Genomic DNA, 17,174 nt, shown 5'->3' on the forward strand with positions numbered 1-17,174 from the left:
TTTAAAAAATCAGATGGAACCCAAGGGGTTCCTGCGCCCAAAAATAGGGCTCAAACCCGAAGTTGCCTGATGTGAACCCAAAATATCTGGTCGATTTAGTAAAATCAATGTGATACAAAAAAATCGGAATGCTTAAACGTTAAAAAAGACATTTTTCAAGAAGATTTCAGGAGTATGAATAATTCAGGGAATTATCTAGAATATTAAATCCATTAATTGCGCCAATCGCTTCTCTGATGTCTTTTCTAGATTTTGCATTGTTCGTTCCTAGATTATTGATGCGCTCGCCATCAAATAAAAAGTACCTTGACATTTCTCTTGTTAAGATTTGGTTAATCATTCTATTTATTTTATTTAGTTCGTTAGACGTTCCATTTACATGGCTTTTTATAATTTTGGTTTCTCCACTTGAATCTTTGTATTCCAAGCTAAGTATTTCTTCGGAAGTTCTATTATTTTTTCTAATTACTTCACGAACTCTTTTAATAGTATAATCGACTTTTTCTTCTTCTATTGTTACTTCAACTGACAACGGTTCTTTCTCTTGATTACTTGTTTGCTGTACGTATTGATTTAACAATTGGTTTTTGTTGTCTAGATCTGTTTCTTCGTCTCCATAAAGACACCATTTTATAGATTGCATCAGCGTTGTTTTACCTGTGGAATTTTCAGCAATAATAACAGATACATTCTTTTTCTTCTCAGTTGAAAAATCAATGTCTATATTCATAAACTGACGGAAATTACGTAATTTAATGCTTTTAATCTTCATAGTTTATTCCTTCTCTTTCTGCTATTTCGAGCGCCAACTTATCTATTTTTGTAAGATACTCTCTTTCTTTTTCAGCTTTATCCCTTGTAGATTGAAACGGGTTTTCTTTATAAACTCTTTTCTCATTCATGAGTACAAATCTCAACAACTCTGTAACATCTTCTATCTTTACTAATTCAGCATCTCTATTAGAATTCACTAAATTCATATTCTTTTACCTCCAAAACATCTTTATAGGCGTCCTCTATCTCTTCAATCTTATGTTGTGTTTCAAAGTAGTTATCTGAACCATCCATATACTCTCTCATTCTTCGCAGTTCTCTTGCAACTAAATACGCATCGGCTTCATCTGGATCAAAAGTTGACATACGATAATCCTGTGGAAGCATAATGAAATCATAGATGTAAGAAGTAGGTTTTCCAGGAAATCTCCTCAAAATTCTTCCTCTACGTTGTATAAATTCTGTAGGAGAATCTGTACTTGAAAGGATAAATGCATCTGTTACTTCAGGTAAATTTATACCTTGATCCAAGCACTTAATGGCCATCAATACGTTTAACTCTTTGTCTTTGAATTGATTAAGAATTTCTTTTCTTTCTTCTGGCTCAACTTGACTTCTTATTTTCCTAAGCCGCACGCCTTCAACTTCACTTAATTCTTTTGAAGCAAAATCAATATGCTTTTCATCATACCTTTGGACAGTGTCGTTATAACCACCAGGGGAACAATATACGATTGATTGAAATGTGTCACTACGATTATTAAAATGAGAAACAAGCTCCTCGACTTTTGAAGTTGTTGAATTCGCTATTGTAGAAGTGAGCTTTTCAATTGCAATAATATCATTTTTTTGAATTTTCTCTTTATTTTCGTAATACATTTTTCGATATTGCTCTAATATTTCGTTATCAAAAAAAAGTACTTTTGCATGGTATTCGTAATTATTTAGAAACCCATTTTTAATAGCTTCTTTTAATGAATATGAAAAAACAATTCCCCTAAAAAAATCTATTAATTGTTCACTCTCTGTTTCGTTCTTTCTAAAAGGAGTGGCACTTACACCTAATCGATATGGAAATAAACTATTTAATTCATCAAACTTCTTCCTTGTTCCTTCCGACCCAAAACTATGAACTTCATCTGCTATGAGAAGACGAGGGACTTCCGCAACATTTATAATTTCCAAAAAAACCTTCGAAATAAACGTATCACGAGTAACGATTACATTTAAGTACCCTTCATCACTTCTAGCTAATCGTCTTATTCTGTTTTTTAAAGTACGCTTCCACGATGGATTGCTACTTGAACATATAATTGCTGACGCTCCACTACTAATGACATCCTCTTCCCACTGGTATAGAAGTTCAATTTGCGGCACAACCATAACTGATAGCAACTTCTCCATTTTTTCAGATAAGGCTTGATAACATGCTAAAGCCGTTATGGTTTTACCAGTACCGGTTGCCATTTCAAGCAAGCCCTTATGTTCATTATTTTCCCATTTTCCCACTGCTTCTAGTTGATAATCAAATAATGTAGGATATTTTTTAAATACATTTATACGAGAGAATGGGTCTGTTTCTTTGACGGAATAAGGAGCCATTTTTTCTTCAATTTTTTCTTGTAGCTCTCTGGATACTTTTAGCACTAACAAATCACTTTTCTTCTCATTCCAAATTTCATTAAAATCTTCTTCCATTTCATAAACATGTCTTCTGTTTTCCCAATTATTTAGTACAACAATAGACTCATAATTATCAAAGACAGCTCTATTTGTTTCATTACTTGAACCAGAAAATCCTATTTTATTCCCTTCGGAATCTTCAAATATTCCTTTTTTATCATGAAACATTCCTGAACGAATTTTAGGTATCACAAATTTTATATCAAGTGCATTCCTGGCTATTAAATCAGCTATTAATGGAAGCGCCTTACTTTCTTCGGAAATTTTTTTTAATGTATCTTCTATCATAACCGATATCTGATTCCTCAAGTTGTATCCTAACTCAATTGCAGATACATCTTTGTCCGCCATAATAGGCGAACAGAGAATTTGAATATACAAATTATTATTTCTAATGCTTTCCTCTATTTCTAATGCTAAGTTTTCCAGAAATGAAGCAGAAAAAAAACCAGCAATGCGTTTATATGAAATAGATGACTTTATAGCGGGGCTATAAAACTCTTTTATTATATTATTCTCGAAAGATTTATAAGAAGTCTTCCATGGATGTTTTTTAAGACTCAAAATTATTCTCCTTTTTATATCCAGGATCTTGAAATTTAAAATATTTTTTACTATACAAATATTTTAACACAAGGCCAAAGAAGATCTAGATGTCTAGTATATTTTGGTACCATCTTTTGATATTAAAAGACATATAAAATACATAATTTCACTTTATAAACTTCTTTGAGGTGATGCTAATTATATAGTCCAAATTTCAAAATTTAACTTAAATATTGAATTTTTTAATTTACACACACTTGATCGTGCCATTCAATACTTAACTATATACAGTTTCAATAATTTCCCATCAACTAAAACCGTTATATTATTTTTTCCTTTGTAGGAATTTAGAATGGAGTATCGTTATACCAACTAAATTAGAGCTCGCAGGATTACCTTAACAACTTTACAACGCTTTACCCATATGTTCTAATTAAGTAGTAATATTTCTAACCAAATTCACATTGGAGGCGCATCACTTTGACGAAACAACCTATCCAAATGGAGAGCCTGTTCGAATTAAAGAGCCTAGGCCAGCCAGTTGTTCATGGCAACAAAATCTTCTATATTGAAACTACTCCTGACAAGGAAGAAAATAGCTATCATTCTTATATCTACAGCATCGATCAAACGACAAAGGAACGGCGCCGTTTTGGGGACGCGGGAACGAATCAAACGTCTTTGAAAATTTCGCCTAATGGGAAATATCTGTCTTTCTTAAGCAATGCGAACAAAGAAAAGAAGATGCAAGTGATGTTGATGCCGCTTGATGGCGGGAGTGCGTATGCTTTGACGGCGGAGAAAGAAGGCGTATCTTCTTATCTCTGGACGAAAAATGGAGCATCCATTTACTATCAGACGCATCAGAAAAAAGAAGACGATGCTGCAGGCGAAGAAAAGAAATTACCGAATACAACTGAAATTGAAAAGCTCACATACAAATTAGACGGTGCGGGTTTACTGCCACAGAACTTATTGCATCAAATCAAAAAAATCGATGTCGCTTCAAAAGAGACACATGTTATTTTAGAAGATGATCAACGGATTGGCTTGAGTTATGTCGCAAACGATGAGAGTTTCTTATTGATTTTTGATGATTTGGACCGCGAAGATGAGTGGAACTATGGCGGAACCGTGCATTATTATGATGTAGCTTCAAAAGAAAAACGTTCTTTGACAACGTCTGTACCAAAAGGCAGCTTCATGTATGCGGAGATGTCTGAAAGCGAAGACTACTTATTGCTACTGGGAAATAATTTTGAATATGCTTTTGTGACTCTGACAAAGGTATATGGTTATGACATGAAGAACCATACGCTCACTTGTTTGACGGATGAATTAGATGTTGAAGTGAGTGATGTTATGGTAGCGGACTTCCAACAAGCGGTTCTAGGAATTGGGGTCGAATGGCTGAATGAGGAAGAATTTTTGTTACCGGCAACCGTTCATGGCAAGGTTCAACTTTATAAAGGAAACCGTGATGGCGGTACTACTTTGTTATTCGACAAGCGGATGCATCTGACTGATGGAGCTCTGACAAATGATAAGAATCAGATGGCGGTCACCTACTCCACTTTAACGAAAACAAGTGAGTTAGGCGTATTAGATTTAGCGAGTGGCGACATCGAAGTTCTCTATCAACCAAATGAGAAGTTCTTTGAGGAGCATGCGGTCGTTGAACCGGAAATGTTCTGGTACAAAGGAGCGGATGATTGGGATATTCAAGGTTGGTACGTAGCACCACTGGAGAAGAAGCCAAAGCATCCAGCGATTCTCTATATTCATGGGGGACCACAAGTAGCGTATGGGGAATCCTTTTTCCACGAAATGCAAGTTTTGGCTGCTCAAGGGTACGGGGTCATCATGCTCAACCCGCGCGGAGGAAATGGATATGGCCAGGAGTTTGTGGCTTCCATCCTAGGCGACTATGGTCATAACGACTATGAAGACTTGATGCTTGGAACGACGTATGTCTTGAATGAGCATCCAGAAATTGATCAAAATCACGTTTATGTAATGGGCGGCAGCTATGGTGGCTTCATGACGAACTGGATTGTAGGACACACAGATCGGTTCCGCGCTGCAATTTCTCAGCGCTCCATTTCCAACTGGATCAGCTTTTACGGAACGAGTGACATTGGAGCCTTTTTCGTAGAATTCCAACTACAGCGTGACTTGCGTGATGTGGAAGGATTATGGAACCTTTCGCCGCTGAAGTATGCGGAGAACGCAACTACACCAATCCTATTGATGCACAGCGAGCAGGACTTGCGTTGCCCAATGGAGCAAGCGGAACAGTTCTATGTCGCAATGAAGAAAAATAAAGTGGAAACAAAGCTCATTACTTTCCCACAATCGAGCCACGGGTTATCTCGAAACGGCTTACCAAACTTACGAATGAAACGTTTTGACGCCATCTTAGATTGGTTGAAAAAACACTGATCATTCCAAGTAGAATTCGTTTACATTCCTCCTGAAAAGGAATAAACTGAAAAGTAGATGAGATCATTGGGAGGTAATGAAACGTGCATAAAGATCATGTTTTTGTTTTACGTAATGGCGTGGAAGTTCCAGAAATTGGATTTGGTACGTGGCAGATTCCAAATGAAGAAGCATATGAAAGTGTAACATATGCTCTTAAAAGTGGCTACACCCATATCGATACAGCGAATGCCTACAAAAATGAAGAAAATGTAGGGAAAGCCGTGCGCGATTTTGACATCGCTCGTGAAGATGTGTTTGTTACAAGTAAGCTCAATTCAAACATCAAGGATTATGACGGAACCATTGAGCGCTTTAACGAAACGATGGAAAACTTAGGCTTAGATTATTTAGACTTATATTTAATCCATGCACCATGGCCATGGTCCGAAGTAGGAAAAGATTGTACGGAAGGTAATATTCAAGCTTGGAAAGCAATGGAAGAGCTTTATAAAGCTGGCAAAATTCGTTCAATCGGTGTCTCCAACTTTGAAATCTCTGACTTGCAAGCAATTATTGATAACTGCGAAATTGTACCGTTCGTCAATCAGATTCCGTTCTACATCGGGCGCGATCAAGAAGAATTGCTCGCATTCTGCAAGCAACACGAGATTATGGTAGAAGCTTATTCGCCGCTAGCAACAGGAGAAATTTTGAACAGTGAAGAAATCAAAGAAATTGCTGAAAAGTATGATTGTACGCCAGCACAAATTTGTATTCGTTACTGCATCCAAAAGGACACACTTCCTTTGCCAAAATCTACGCATGAAGGTCGGATTGTAGAGAACTTGCAAGTAGATTTCGAAATTTCTGAAGAAGATATGGCACGCTTAGATGCTATTGAAGATGTACGTAAAAAATAAATGATATTGAATAAGAAGGAGCTCAAAAAAACGAGCTTCTTCTTTTTTATTTCGTTTGCGTTGCGATAGGATTTGGTTTGTTCCAGCTATCGCAATGAGTCCGCCTCTTGCGTTGTGATAGCACACCGTTTGCTCCCCCTATCACAACGATTCCCCATGTTGCGTTGCGATAGGAACCGATTCAGTCTCGCTAACGCAACGCAAAAAGGAAACAGGCCTTGAGTGGCCTGTTTCCTTTTTTTCTACTTTTTAGCGATCTACTCGTGCATCGCGAGTCATGATGCGTTCTGCTTCTTCGATTGTGAATGGGCAAGCATCTCCGTAAACGGTGTGCTTCAACACAGAGAAGGCAGTAGCAAAGTTAATCGTATACTCTGGCTCTTTGTCAGACAAGATTCCGTGCAAGACTCCTGCTGCAAATGCATCTCCACCGCCGATTCGGTCGATGATGTAATCCATATCATGCACTTTGGAGTAGTGTGTTTCGCCGTCTTTCCAAATGGCACCTTGCAAAGTATTATGCGTAGCTGAAATTACATTACGCAAGGTAGAGTAAATAATTTCGATATTTGGATACAATTTATGGATTTCATTATAGTAGTAACCTAATTCATCCGTTACTTCCTCGCCAGGTTGTTGGATCCCCAAGAAGTTAATCGCATCCAATTTTCCTGCTGAAAGGTAATCTACATAAGGCAACACGCGTTTCAAGAATGCAGCAGATTCTTCAATCGACCACAATTTTGCACGGTAGTTGACGTCATAGTTCACTTTCAGTCCTTTTTCCTTTGCTTTTTGAATAAGCTGGAAGGTCATCTCGCTCATGTTCTCCGATAGAGCTGCGGTGATTCCCGTAATATGCAGCATTGTTTTTCCTTCTAATAATTCCTCTACATTTACTTCTTCCAAAGTTAATTGGGAAACAGAAGAATTCGCACGGTCATAAATTACAGTTGTTGGACGCGCGCCAACTCCTGCTTCTAGGTAGTAGGAACCCATACGAGGTCCGCCAAAAATAACGTTCTTTGCATCCACGCCATATTTGGTTACATGCTTGATTGCTGCACGGCCTAGTTGATTGTCAGGTACTTTCGTGAAGTAGGTAGTTTGGTGATTCAAGTTGCTCAAGTTTACCGCCACGTTTGCCTCTGCTCCACCATAATGAAGATGCAAGCTAGTCGTATCATAGTAATGTTTTCCCATCTCAGTAGATAAACGCATTAATGTCTCGCCGACGCATAAAATATTTTCTTTCATTATTGACCCTCTTTTTCTGTGATATTTTAACAATAATGATTCCGATTTCATTTTCCCTCAAAAAGAAAAGAATATCTGTATAGTTTTCCAAATAGGAAAGTTGATATTCGTATGGGAAATATTATCTTTATTATAAAACAGAAAGAGGAAGAGAACAACCCTCTTTCTGTTAAATGTAAAAGTATAATTGCTTCAATTGCTCAAGGATATCGGCTCTGGTATTCATGACCGCTTGAATGATGCGTTCTTCTAATTCTTTGGTGCGGCGGTAAGCAGGCATGCTGACGCTAAACGCACCATAATTTGTACCATTATAGGAAAGGGTTGTCCCTATGCAGAAAACTTCAATTTGTTCTTCGCTGTTATCGATGGCGTAACCTTGCTTTCTAATTTCTGCTAATTCTGCTCTCAAGTCTTCCGGGTTCGTTAATGTATTTGGGGTAAAACTGATCAACGACACTCGTCCTAAGTACGCATCCAATTCCGCTTCGCTCGTTTCAGCTAGAATGGCTTTCCCCATGGCGGAAGCGTACATCGGTTTTGAGAACCCAATTCGTGAGGTAGTTACGACGATTGGACGCATTGACTCCAGTTTATTAATATACAAAATTTCATCGCCCTCTCGAATGGAGAGGTGAACCGTTTCGTCGAGTTCCGCGTGCAACTTTTTCAAATGTGGGTAAGCTACTTTAGAAATATCCAGATTACTCAAGTATTCATTCGCATACTTTACTAGTCCGCTTCCTAAGCTATATGTTTTTGTGGCATCATCTCGTTTGACGTATCCAATTTGTTCGAGAGTCGTTAAGATTTTTGAAACAGTCGAATTGGTCATTTCAGTTTCTTTGGCGATTACATGCAACGGTTTCGGCTCCCTGCTCCTTGCCAAGCAGTTTAAAATTTTCTCTGCTTTTAGCAGGACCGTGCCGTATGGTTGTGGTTGGCTCATTAATTTTTTACTCCATTCTTCCTAGTAGTAGAATCTCTTCTTCTATTATAAGCCAAGAAGACAAATTGGGAAAATGATGCTTTTGCGCAACTTCTTTTTTTGTGAGATACTGGTTCTCGTGACTGTCAAATGGAGGTAGAACATGATTTATATTCAAGAAGCAATTTTACATATTTTTGATCTAAACACGAATGAACCAATTTACTCATTCGCTGGACTTAACCTGGAAGAGAAATTTACTTTGGATTATATCCATGCAATGATTGCTAAAGTTGAGGATTCCGACAACATGAAAGAAGGACAATTGGCGGTGGATAATCCAATCATTCCATTGTTCCAACGAACACAAACTGATTTTGTGGCAGCAACGAAGGGGTTAACCGATAAATTCTTCGACATAACGAAAATAAACCCAGAAATCCCACCCGCTGATCTGTTGTTTGTTTTGTTTACGATGGATGAAGTTCCCTGTCTTGGAATTTTTAAGTTGAATTATTCCGACAGCGTGACTCATCATGTGTCGTATGAAACGGAAACACTGACTAATCAGTTGATCATGAACCGCTCCATCTTGCCAAGTGCGAGACAGGCAATCCAAGAAGGACTCGTTTTGAACTTGGAACAGATGGAGTACCATGTCATCGAGAAGAAGCATATGATTACTGAACTTGCTGAAAAAGTATTTTACTTTACCGAATTATTTCTTGGTGATCAGCCCAAACCTAGTTTGAAGGAAAATATTTCAATCATCAAAAAAGCGGTACAGAAAACGAGTAAAGCCTTTAATGACGAAGAATTCCAAGTCCTAGCCAGCACCAAAGAAGCGCTCGTTCACAGCATGGAAGAGGAAAAAGTAATTGACCACCGCGTGATTGCTGACTCTCTTTTTGGTGATAACTTCGCCAAAAAAGAAAAATTCTATGCAGAAGTGGAAGATATGGGATACGTCGACCGAGCTCCAGCCGAAGTTGCCGTAGCCGGACCTAAATATTCGAAGCAGAAATTGCGCTTGAATAACGGAATCGAAATTAGTATTCCCCTTGAATTGTACAAAGATCCGGAAGTCGTAGAATTTATTAACAATCCAGATGGCACGACCTCTGTTATGATTAAAAATATCGAAAAAATTAAAAATTTATTTTAACTTGAAAAAGCAATGATGCGACCATTATTGCTTTTTTCATTTACCAGAATAAGGGTTTATCAAACAATGCCGTCACAACTGCTTCGGTGAAGAAGTAGTCCCCATAAATCAGAGAAACCTCTAGATTTTTTTGTTTTGGATAGTGTCCGGTCGCGTCTACCAGCATTCCTTGATGGGTAGGATCGTCTTTCGTGCTATGATGATGATACAGATTGTTTATTATTTTTTCGCCTTGTTCTCGGTAATGGGATTCTCCGGTTAGTTTTGCGAAAACAAGGAGTCCACACGCTGCAATAGCGGCAGCCGATGTATCCAGAAGTATGCGCCCTTCCCCGTACTGCGCTTCTGCTCGAAAGTCCCACGCTGGAGCTGTTTCTTCACCCATCTGTTCGATAAAGAAATCAGCAACCATTTTCGCTGCATCTATGTACTCCGGCCTTCTCGTATAACGACCGGCTAAGGCGAACCCATACAGAGCCCATGCAGTTCCTCTAGACCATGCGCTTCCAGCCGCAAAAGATTGATTCCCGATTTCTTCAATGAATGCGCCTGTTTCAGGATCAAAGATACCTGTATGTGCTACCGATCCGTCTTCTCGGAAAAAAGTTTGAATGATCGTGCCAAGGTGCGCCTCCGCTACGTGTCTAAATCTTGGGTCCCCTGTTTCCTCTGCTGCCCAGAACAGTAGAGGCATGTTCATCACTGAATCGATAATCACTAATCCTTTTGTATCCAAATCAGCGCGGTCATTCCAAGCGCGGATAAAATTCCCTGCCAGATTAAAGCGACCCATCAATAAGTTCGCTGCCAACAATGCTCTTCTTCTGCTCTCTTGGTTTCCCGTCATTTTATAATCGCTTACACTTGTAAGACTCCAAATAAAGCCAATATCATGGTCCAACCACTCTGTGTCCTTCAACTTTTGATCCATGTTTGCTTCGATTTCTCGCGCTAACATAGCAAACTTCTCATCTTCCGTCACTTGATAGCCTTTCCAAAGAATCCCAGGCCAAAATCCTGAAATCCAATCCCGCACGTTTCCCTGATTATAAATACCATCTATCGCAGCGTTTGGATAGGCTGCGCCAATTTCAGCCACATTTTTATCTATTTTATCTTTTACAAAATCCCAAATTTTCTGGTCGATCATAGTTAGCCACCTTTTTTTTGTTTTATTTACTACAGCTTATTATAACATGTGGCACCCTCCCTTTTTGTTAAAAACCCCATTTTATGCTATTGTTAAATGAGAAGAAGCTTTCTTTACAGTATTTTTTACTAAGATGATCACAATAGAAGGAGGAAATATATGAAAATAGGGTTTGTTATATCCAATTACCCAGGGGAAAAACGAGTTCCTCTATTGCCCGAAGACATCAAAAATTTCGAAAATGAAGTTGTCATCGAAAAAGGGTTAGGAGCCGAGATGGGCATTGATGACCGATCTTATATTGTAAGAGGCTGTACGGTGTTAAGCAGAAAAGAAGTATTTGCTACCTGCGATACCATCGTATCACTGAAACTCCTCCAACCAGAAGATTATGACTACATCCGAGAGGGCCAGATGATTATTGGCTGGACTCATCCAACGGAAACTGGAAAACCATTTATGGAAGCACAAGGGATTCCGAAGAAGTTAATCATTGTGGACTTAGATAATATTACTCCTGCTATTTATTACCAAGATCGTTCGATTGAAATTCCTTGGATTCCTCGTAACTTTGTCTATGAGAATAGCATGAACGCTGGTTTTTCCGCTACTTTACATGGTCTAATCAGTATCGGGATCATTCCTGACAGTCGCCACAAAGTAGCTGTGCTTGGTTCAGGGAATGTTTCCCAAGGTGCCATGAACGCCATTTCTAAATTCACGAGCAATGTGCGGATGTTCTACCGCAAGACTCTTAACGAATTCTTGGAAAATATTCACGATTACGACATTATTATTAACGGCATCCAAATTCAACGCGGTACTCCCCATGTCATCAACCTGGAACGTCAACAACACATGAAACGTGGCGCCATTGTAATTGACGCTGCGGCTGATGGCGATGGCGCAATCCAAGGCATCGAATACACACCGATTGAAGAACCGTTTGTGAAGAAGAATGGGAAATACTTCTATTGTGTGAACAATGCACCTACGATGTTTTACCGGACAGCAAGCCGTGACATCAGCCATTCTTTCAGCAAATGGGTCTATCGCCATGATGTGAAAAAATTCTATGATTTAGCAAAAGAAATTATGTAATTCCCATTGACCAAGCATGCTCCTAGCGAGTAACTTGGTCTTTTTTTATAATTTTGTTGACCAGTCATAAAAACACTCTATAAAAACACATTATTGGCTTGCCAATATATTATTATTCATAGTAAAATAATAAAAATGCCGTCACACTATACATTCCTACATAGAGGAGGAACCGAATGACGACTATACCAATCGAGAATGCGCCGGCGTTTCACACATTACCGGCTAAGATCCTTTACAGGCTTTTTACCTTCTTTGCACTCTTCATTGGCTTATTGGCTTTTTTGTTTAACACCCCCATTGAAATTTGGGACGGGTTTTGGCTGATTATGCGTTCCCCAGCTAACTTGCTGACTGATTACATGGAACTTGCCAACCCCGGGGCAACCTTGATGAATGCTTCTGTCATGACGCTTCACGCCTTGTTAATTGTTCGACTCTGTAACGCCAAAATTAATGGCCCTGTCATCGCAGCACTCTTTTTAATTATTGGGTTCTCCTTCTTTGGCAAGAATTTCTATAATTCCATGCCAATTGTTGTAGGCGCTTTATCCTATGCGTGGGTAACTCGCCATCCCTTGGAAAAATCATTGCTAGCGGCTTTATTTGGAACGGCACTAGGACCGCTCGTTAGCGAATTAACTTTCAACCAAGGTCTCTCACTGCCCGTTGGAATGACCCTTGGGCTTACTGCTGGTTTCGTGGCTGGATTTATCTTGCCGCCACTTGCCCAACATGCCATTTCTTTCACCAAAGGATTCAGTCTTTATAATGTGGGCTTTACTTGTGGATTTGTAGGAACGATTTTTATCTCCCTGATGCGTAGTTTCGGTATGACCGTCGACATTGTTTCCATTATCTCGAATGATTATACAACTGCCTTCAGTGTCCTTTTGATTCTCATGTCGCTTCTCCTTGCTCTGTTTGGTTACTACTTGAATAACTGGTCTTTTTACGGCCTGAAAGAAATTTATCGCCATACAGGACAGCTTTCTACGGATTACGTGGAAGTAGGAGGGCTTGGAGCTACCTTTTTGAATATGGGCTTTTTAGGAATCTTTTCTACTCTCTTTATCCTCTTACTCGGCGGCGACCTGAGTGGTCCTGTCATTGGCGGTATTTTGAGTATTGTGGGCTTTGGCGCATTCGGGAAAAATGTGCTGACAGCTGCACCTATTATGCTGGGTGCTACTGTCATGTCCTCGCTCACTTTGCACGATACTCAATCACCTTCTATTTTAATTGCTATTTTGTTCTCTACCACGCTCTCTCCAATCGCGGGTCAATACAGCAACTTGGTCGGTTTCATTGCAGGAGCTTTGCACTTGTCGCTGGTTGTGAATGTCGGATTCCTGCATGGTGGCGTCAACTTGTATAACAATGGATTCGCTGGCGGATTGATTGCCGGGATTGTTGTTCCGATTGTGGATGCGATTCATGTGCAGCGTGCTGCTCGTCTTACAACGAGTAGCCAAGAAGTGGATCCAGCCGAAGAAGTAGAAACAGTGGATAAACGATAAAAAGCAGCCCGAGTCGATCTTGGGCTGCTTCTTACATGAATAAGCGAACGGCAGCGATAGCAGTCGTCAACATAATGAGACGACGGTACCACTTTTCACTTATATTCTTAATAATCCAAATGCCACCTAATGCCCCTAGTCCGATGAACGGGAGCGCAAAGGTTGTGTACTTCATCGTATCCCAGGTAATGGTTCCCCACATAAACACATGAAAGGGAACTTTTAGCAAGTTCATCAAAAAGAAGAACCAAGCAGTTGTACCAATCATGTTGGCTTTCTTCAAGTTCTTCGCCAACACATATACATTGAAAATGGGCCCGGCAGCATTTCCAACCATCGAAGAAAAACCACTCACAATCCCTACTCCCCAATGAATCAACTTGTTGTCCGGCAGCTCGACGGCTTGAGCTTTCATTTGCCGTAGAATCAACAAAATAAGACAAATTAAAACAATCACTCCCATGAGCGCTTTGAACTGAGCGTCGTTCAAACGACTGCCGATTACTGCACCGCCGATAATTCCTAAAACGGTGGCAGGCATCAGCCGCAGAATATCTTTTAGGCTCCCTTGTCTACCATATTTGAATATGGCGACTAAGTCCCCCATGATAAGCATCGGTAACATGATACCTGAAGACTCTTTTCCTCCAAAAATCAAAGCTAACATCGCCACTGCTGGAATCGTCGCACCTTGAATGCCGGCCTTGGAAAAGCCCACAATCAACGCACTGACGACCAGCATGACTAGTTCAATTGTTGTTAATCCGAACATAGACTTTTCCTTTCTAAAACTACTTGAAACTAGCGTTCAATTTTTCCTTTGTTTCCAAAACAGCACTTGCCAGTTCTTTTACAACTTCGTCGGTTGCTCTGAAAATAGGAATACTGATACTAAAAGCCCCAAGAATCATTTTTTGCCCGCTCAACGTCCGATTGGTAATCGCAGCACCAATACAATAGACACCTTCTTCATTTTCTTCGTTGTCAATAGAGAAACCATGCTTCCTGATTTCCTCCAACTCCGTTAAGAGAAGTTGTGTGCCGGCAATTGTTTTATCTGTTTTGGCAATAAAGTCATGATTATTAATATAGTTCAAAAGTTTTTTATCGTCCAGTTCAGCGAGGACAGCTTTCCCCATTCCGGAGCTGTAGAGGTCTTTTGTTTCACCAACCGCTGAGGAGATGCAGACGACAGGCCTGCTCGACTGAAATTTATTGACTGTCACAATATGATTGTTCTGATAAACTCCCAAATGGACGGTCTCATCGAAACGTTCATGCAGAGCTTCTAGTTGGTCGTACACGTGCGCTTCTAAGTCTAATTGTTGCATTTCCTTCGAAGAATATTTAATCAGCTTAAAGCCGATGGAATACGTCCGTGTTTGTTTATTTTTCACAACATAACCAATGTGTTCCAGTGTATCGAGAATTTTCAATGTGGTCGATTTCGTTAGCTCCGTATTTTCCGCAATAGCTGCTAATGATTGTGGGCCGGATGCTTCGTATAAATATTCTAAAATAAGATCTGCTTTAATAAGGACCGTACCGTATAATTTTTTATCAGTCATCTTGTGCCTCCTTCCCAATAGATAATAAATGAGGGCGGCTTCAGATTAAAATCCAAAGCCGCCCTTTTATTCTATCATTTACCTAAGAAAAATTATAGATTATGGTTGCTTCCCGATATAAGCTAGGATACCGCCATCTACATAAAGGATGTGTCCATTTACAAAGTCTGATGCTTCAGAAGCTAAGAAAACAGCAGGACCTTTCAATTCATCTGGAGTTCCCCAACGTGCTGCTGGAGTTCTTGCAATGATAAAGTCATTGAATGGGTGGCCTTCTTCACGCAATGGTGCAGTTTGCGGTGTTTCGATGTAGCCAGGTCCGATACCATTACATTGAATATTGTGTTCACCATATTCAGAAGCAATGTTTTTCGTCAACATCTTCAATCCGCCCTTAGCAGCTGCATAAGCACTAACCGTTTCACGACCTAATTCACTCATCATGGAACAGATGTTGATAATTTTACCGTGACCTTTTTTAATCATGGAAGGAATAACTGCTTTCGCCATAATAAATGGACCAGTCAAGTCAATGTCGATTACTTGGCGCCATTCTGCCGCTGACATTTCTGTCATTGGGATACGTTTGATGATGCCGGCATTATTGATTAAGATATCAATAACTCCAACTTCTTCTTCGATTTGTTTCACTAACGCGTTTACTTGCTCTTCATTTGTTACGTCAGCGATGTAACCATGCGCTTCAATTCCTGCTTCTTTATAAGCAGCCAAACCACGATCTACTAGATCTTGATTGATATCATTGAAGACAACTGTTGCGCCAGCCTCTCCTAATGCACTCGCCATAGAAAAACCGATTCCGTATGATGCGCCGGTTACTAAGGCAACTTTACCTTTAAGTGAGAATGAATCCATACTAAAATTTGACATGTTATTTCCTCCTAATTGTAGGTTGAATCAGATTGTATTATCTTAAATCGCCCATTGCTACATGGTCCATATCTTCATAAGTGATGTTTTCTCCACACATTGCCCAAATGAAAGTGTAGTCACTTGTTCCAACACCTGTATGGATGGACCAGCTTGGAGAGATGATTGCTTGTTCGTTAGAAAGTACTAAGTGTTTTGTTTCGCTTGGCTCGCCCATGAAGTGGAATACACGTGTATCTGCATCCATATCGAAGTACAAGTATGTTTCCATACGACGCTCATGTGTATGAGATGGCATGGTGTTCCAAGAACTTCCTTCGTTCAAGATGGTGTAGCCCATTTGCAATTGACAGCTTTCGCATACATTTGGATGAATGTATTGGTAAATGCTACGTTGGTTCAATGTTTTGCTTTCACCAGTAATTTTTGGTGTAATGTTTGCGATTGCAATTTTTACAGTTGGATATACTTTATGAGCAGGTGTAGAAACCACATAGAATTTAGCTGGGTTAGTTGGATCATCTGATTTGAAACGAACGTCTTTGGTTTCTTTTCCGATGTAGTATCCGTCTTGTTTCACCATTGCTTCTTCTTTTCCTTCAATGATGATGGAACCAGGTCCGCCAATATTGATAACGCCAAGTTCACGTCTTTCTAAGAAGTACTCTACTCCCAATGATTTGTTTAGAACAATTTCTAACTCTTTGTCAGTTGGAGTAACCCCACCAAAGATTTGACGGTCGTGATGTGTGTAATTTAGTACTACTTCACCAGGTTCGAAGATTTTTTCTGCTAGGAAATCCTCACGCAATTGATCGGTAGAATGGTGTTTGATGTCTTTTGGCCCTTGTGAGTAGTAAGTTTTATAAGCTGTTTCCATTACTGATTCTCCTTTTCATAAGCATCTTTTTATTTCCAAATAAGAAACGGTAGAATATCATTTGGAAATTACACTCCTAATGATAGAGTTTTTAAAAGATAAAGTCAAGGGCTTTCATAGAAGTTTTTCGAGAGAGACAACTTGATTAAAGTGGATGAATAGCGGAAATATTGATTTATTCACGTTTTTTTGAAAAGATGGAATTTTATTGTGTTTCGTTTCTAAATAGGAAATTTTTTACAAAAATAAGAATCTTAAAATTTTGATTTCTTTTTATAATTTTTTATACAAAAAACTTTATGAACGCTCCGCGTTCTATGCCATGACGGAAAATCACGTGCAGGAGTATAATAGGGATGGCAATACA

Annotated in this window: 15 protein-coding genes; 5 read left to right on the forward strand and 10 right to left on the reverse strand. The window is 39.4% G+C overall.

Going from position 1 to position 17,174, the window contains the following annotated elements:
* Window positions 1-166: 166 nt before the first annotated feature.
* From PVE40_RS10350 to PVE40_RS10360, 3 genes are read right to left on the reverse strand one after another with little or no spacing between them, the layout of a single operon-like run.
* A complete protein-coding gene (locus tag PVE40_RS10350; RefSeq protein ID WP_274731853.1) occupies window positions 167-772 on the reverse strand; it encodes an AAA family ATPase in 606 nt (201 codons plus the stop codon).
* Window positions 762-980, reverse strand: coding sequence for a hypothetical protein (locus PVE40_RS10355; protein ID WP_274731854.1), 219 nt, complete (start codon window positions 978-980; stop codon window positions 762-764). The genes PVE40_RS10350 and PVE40_RS10355 overlap by 11 nt, the downstream gene beginning before the upstream one ends.
* A complete protein-coding gene (locus PVE40_RS10360) occupies window positions 961-3,021 on the reverse strand; it encodes a DEAD/DEAH box helicase family protein (protein ID WP_274731855.1) in 2,061 nt (686 codons plus the stop codon). The genes PVE40_RS10355 and PVE40_RS10360 overlap by 20 nt, the downstream gene beginning before the upstream one ends.
* A 462-nt stretch (window positions 3,022-3,483) precedes the next feature.
* Between PVE40_RS10360 and PVE40_RS10365 the strand changes: the two genes are divergently transcribed.
* Window positions 3,484-5,445, forward strand: a complete 1,962-nt coding sequence (locus PVE40_RS10365) for a S9 family peptidase (protein WP_338033477.1) — start codon at window positions 3,484-3,486, stop codon at window positions 5,443-5,445.
* An 83-nt stretch (window positions 5,446-5,528) separates the two neighbouring features.
* The gene (locus PVE40_RS10370; protein WP_274731856.1) at window positions 5,529-6,347 is read left to right on the forward strand and encodes an aldo/keto reductase; all 819 of its coding nucleotides are present in this window, start codon (window positions 5,529-5,531) and stop codon (window positions 6,345-6,347) included.
* A 249-nt stretch (window positions 6,348-6,596) separates the two neighbouring features.
* Here PVE40_RS10370 and PVE40_RS10375 read toward each other — a convergent pair whose 3' ends face one another.
* The gene (locus tag PVE40_RS10375) at window positions 6,597-7,604 is read right to left on the reverse strand and encodes a sugar kinase (protein ID WP_274731857.1); all 1,008 of its coding nucleotides are present in this window, start codon (window positions 7,602-7,604) and stop codon (window positions 6,597-6,599) included.
* Window positions 7,605-7,773: 169 nt separating this feature from the next.
* Window positions 7,774-8,553 (reverse strand): IclR family transcriptional regulator, encoded by a 780-nt coding sequence (locus PVE40_RS10380; protein WP_274731858.1) that lies wholly within the window; start codon window positions 8,551-8,553, stop codon window positions 7,774-7,776.
* A gap of 142 nt (window positions 8,554-8,695) precedes the next feature.
* On the opposite strand from PVE40_RS10380, the gene PVE40_RS10385 reads away from it, so the two are divergent.
* Window positions 8,696-9,697 carry a nucleoid-associated protein gene (locus PVE40_RS10385; RefSeq protein WP_274731859.1) on the forward strand — a complete coding sequence of 334 codons (1,002 nt, stop codon included), beginning with the start codon at window positions 8,696-8,698 and terminating at the stop codon, window positions 9,695-9,697.
* 40 nt (window positions 9,698-9,737) lie between these two features.
* Here the strand turns inward: PVE40_RS10385 and PVE40_RS10390 are convergent, their stop codons facing one another.
* Window positions 9,738-10,847: a glycoside hydrolase family 88 protein gene (locus tag PVE40_RS10390; protein WP_274731860.1), complete on the reverse strand. Its 1,110-nt coding sequence runs from the start codon at window positions 10,845-10,847 to the stop codon at window positions 9,738-9,740.
* Between the two features lie 159 nt (window positions 10,848-11,006).
* Here PVE40_RS10390 and PVE40_RS10395 point away from each other — a divergent pair, with 159 nt between their 5' ends.
* Together PVE40_RS10395 and PVE40_RS10400 are read left to right on the forward strand one after the other, a co-directional pair.
* Window positions 11,007-11,948 carry a Rossmann-fold NAD(P)-binding domain-containing protein gene (locus PVE40_RS10395; protein ID WP_274731862.1) on the forward strand — a complete coding sequence of 314 codons (942 nt, stop codon included), beginning with the start codon at window positions 11,007-11,009 and terminating at the stop codon, window positions 11,946-11,948.
* 176 nt (window positions 11,949-12,124) lie between these two features.
* Entirely contained in the window at window positions 12,125-13,468 is a 1,344-nt protein-coding gene (locus PVE40_RS10400; RefSeq protein ID WP_274731863.1) for a DUF1576 domain-containing protein, read from the forward strand.
* Window positions 13,469-13,499: 31 nt separating this feature from the next.
* Here PVE40_RS10400 and PVE40_RS10405 read toward each other — a convergent pair whose 3' ends face one another.
* The 4 genes from PVE40_RS10405 to kduI all read right to left on the reverse strand — a co-directional run bounded on the left by PVE40_RS10405 (window position 13,500) and on the right by kduI (window position 16,807).
* Window positions 13,500-14,240, reverse strand: a complete 741-nt coding sequence (locus PVE40_RS10405) for a sulfite exporter TauE/SafE family protein (RefSeq protein WP_274731864.1) — start codon at window positions 14,238-14,240, stop codon at window positions 13,500-13,502.
* Between the two features lie 19 nt (window positions 14,241-14,259).
* Window positions 14,260-15,036, reverse strand: coding sequence for an IclR family transcriptional regulator (locus tag PVE40_RS10410; RefSeq protein ID WP_274731865.1), 777 nt, complete (start codon window positions 15,034-15,036; stop codon window positions 14,260-14,262).
* Between the two features lie 99 nt (window positions 15,037-15,135).
* On the reverse strand, window positions 15,136-15,927 hold the full coding sequence (locus tag PVE40_RS10415; RefSeq protein WP_274731866.1) for a gluconate 5-dehydrogenase: 792 nt from the start codon (window positions 15,925-15,927) through the stop codon (window positions 15,136-15,138).
* A 37-nt stretch (window positions 15,928-15,964) separates the two neighbouring features.
* Window positions 15,965-16,807: a 5-dehydro-4-deoxy-D-glucuronate isomerase gene (gene kduI, locus PVE40_RS10420; protein WP_274731867.1), complete on the reverse strand. Its 843-nt coding sequence runs from the start codon at window positions 16,805-16,807 to the stop codon at window positions 15,965-15,967.
* Window positions 16,808-17,174 lie beyond the last annotated feature (367 nt).

Origin of the sequence: Jeotgalibaca caeni (assembly GCF_028863945.1) — a bacterium.
In the GTDB taxonomy this organism is placed as follows: Bacteria; Bacillota; Bacilli; order Lactobacillales; family Aerococcaceae; genus Jeotgalibaca; species Jeotgalibaca caeni.

What these genes read in the sequence shown, in the direction of transcription:
- kduI (WP_274731867.1), bottom strand. Translation starts at nt 16,807, where the DNA reads ATGGAAACAGCTTATAAAACTTACTACTCACAAGGGCCAAAAGACATC.
- PVE40_RS10390 (WP_274731860.1), bottom strand. Translation starts at nt 10,847, where the DNA reads ATGATCGACCAGAAAATTTGGGATTTTGTAAAAGATAAAATAGATAAA.
- PVE40_RS10380 (WP_274731858.1), bottom strand. Translation starts at nt 8,553, where the DNA reads ATGAGCCAACCACAACCATACGGCACGGTCCTGCTAAAAGCAGAGAAA.
- PVE40_RS10385 (WP_274731859.1), top strand. Translation starts at nt 8,696, where the DNA reads ATGATTTATATTCAAGAAGCAATTTTACATATTTTTGATCTAAACACG.
- PVE40_RS10405 (WP_274731864.1), bottom strand. Translation starts at nt 14,240, where the DNA reads ATGTTCGGATTAACAACAATTGAACTAGTCATGCTGGTCGTCAGTGCG.
- PVE40_RS10375 (WP_274731857.1), bottom strand. Translation starts at nt 7,604, where the DNA reads ATGAAAGAAAATATTTTATGCGTCGGCGAGACATTAATGCGTTTATCT.
- PVE40_RS10395 (WP_274731862.1), top strand. Translation starts at nt 11,007, where the DNA reads ATGAAAATAGGGTTTGTTATATCCAATTACCCAGGGGAAAAACGAGTT.
- PVE40_RS10415 (WP_274731866.1), bottom strand. Translation starts at nt 15,927, where the DNA reads ATGTCAAATTTTAGTATGGATTCATTCTCACTTAAAGGTAAAGTTGCC.
- PVE40_RS10350 (WP_274731853.1), bottom strand. Translation starts at nt 772, where the DNA reads ATGAAGATTAAAAGCATTAAATTACGTAATTTCCGTCAGTTTATGAAT.
- PVE40_RS10355 (WP_274731854.1), bottom strand. Translation starts at nt 980, where the DNA reads ATGAATTTAGTGAATTCTAATAGAGATGCTGAATTAGTAAAGATAGAA.
- PVE40_RS10400 (WP_274731863.1), top strand. Translation starts at nt 12,125, where the DNA reads ATGACGACTATACCAATCGAGAATGCGCCGGCGTTTCACACATTACCG.
- PVE40_RS10410 (WP_274731865.1), bottom strand. Translation starts at nt 15,036, where the DNA reads ATGACTGATAAAAAATTATACGGTACGGTCCTTATTAAAGCAGATCTT.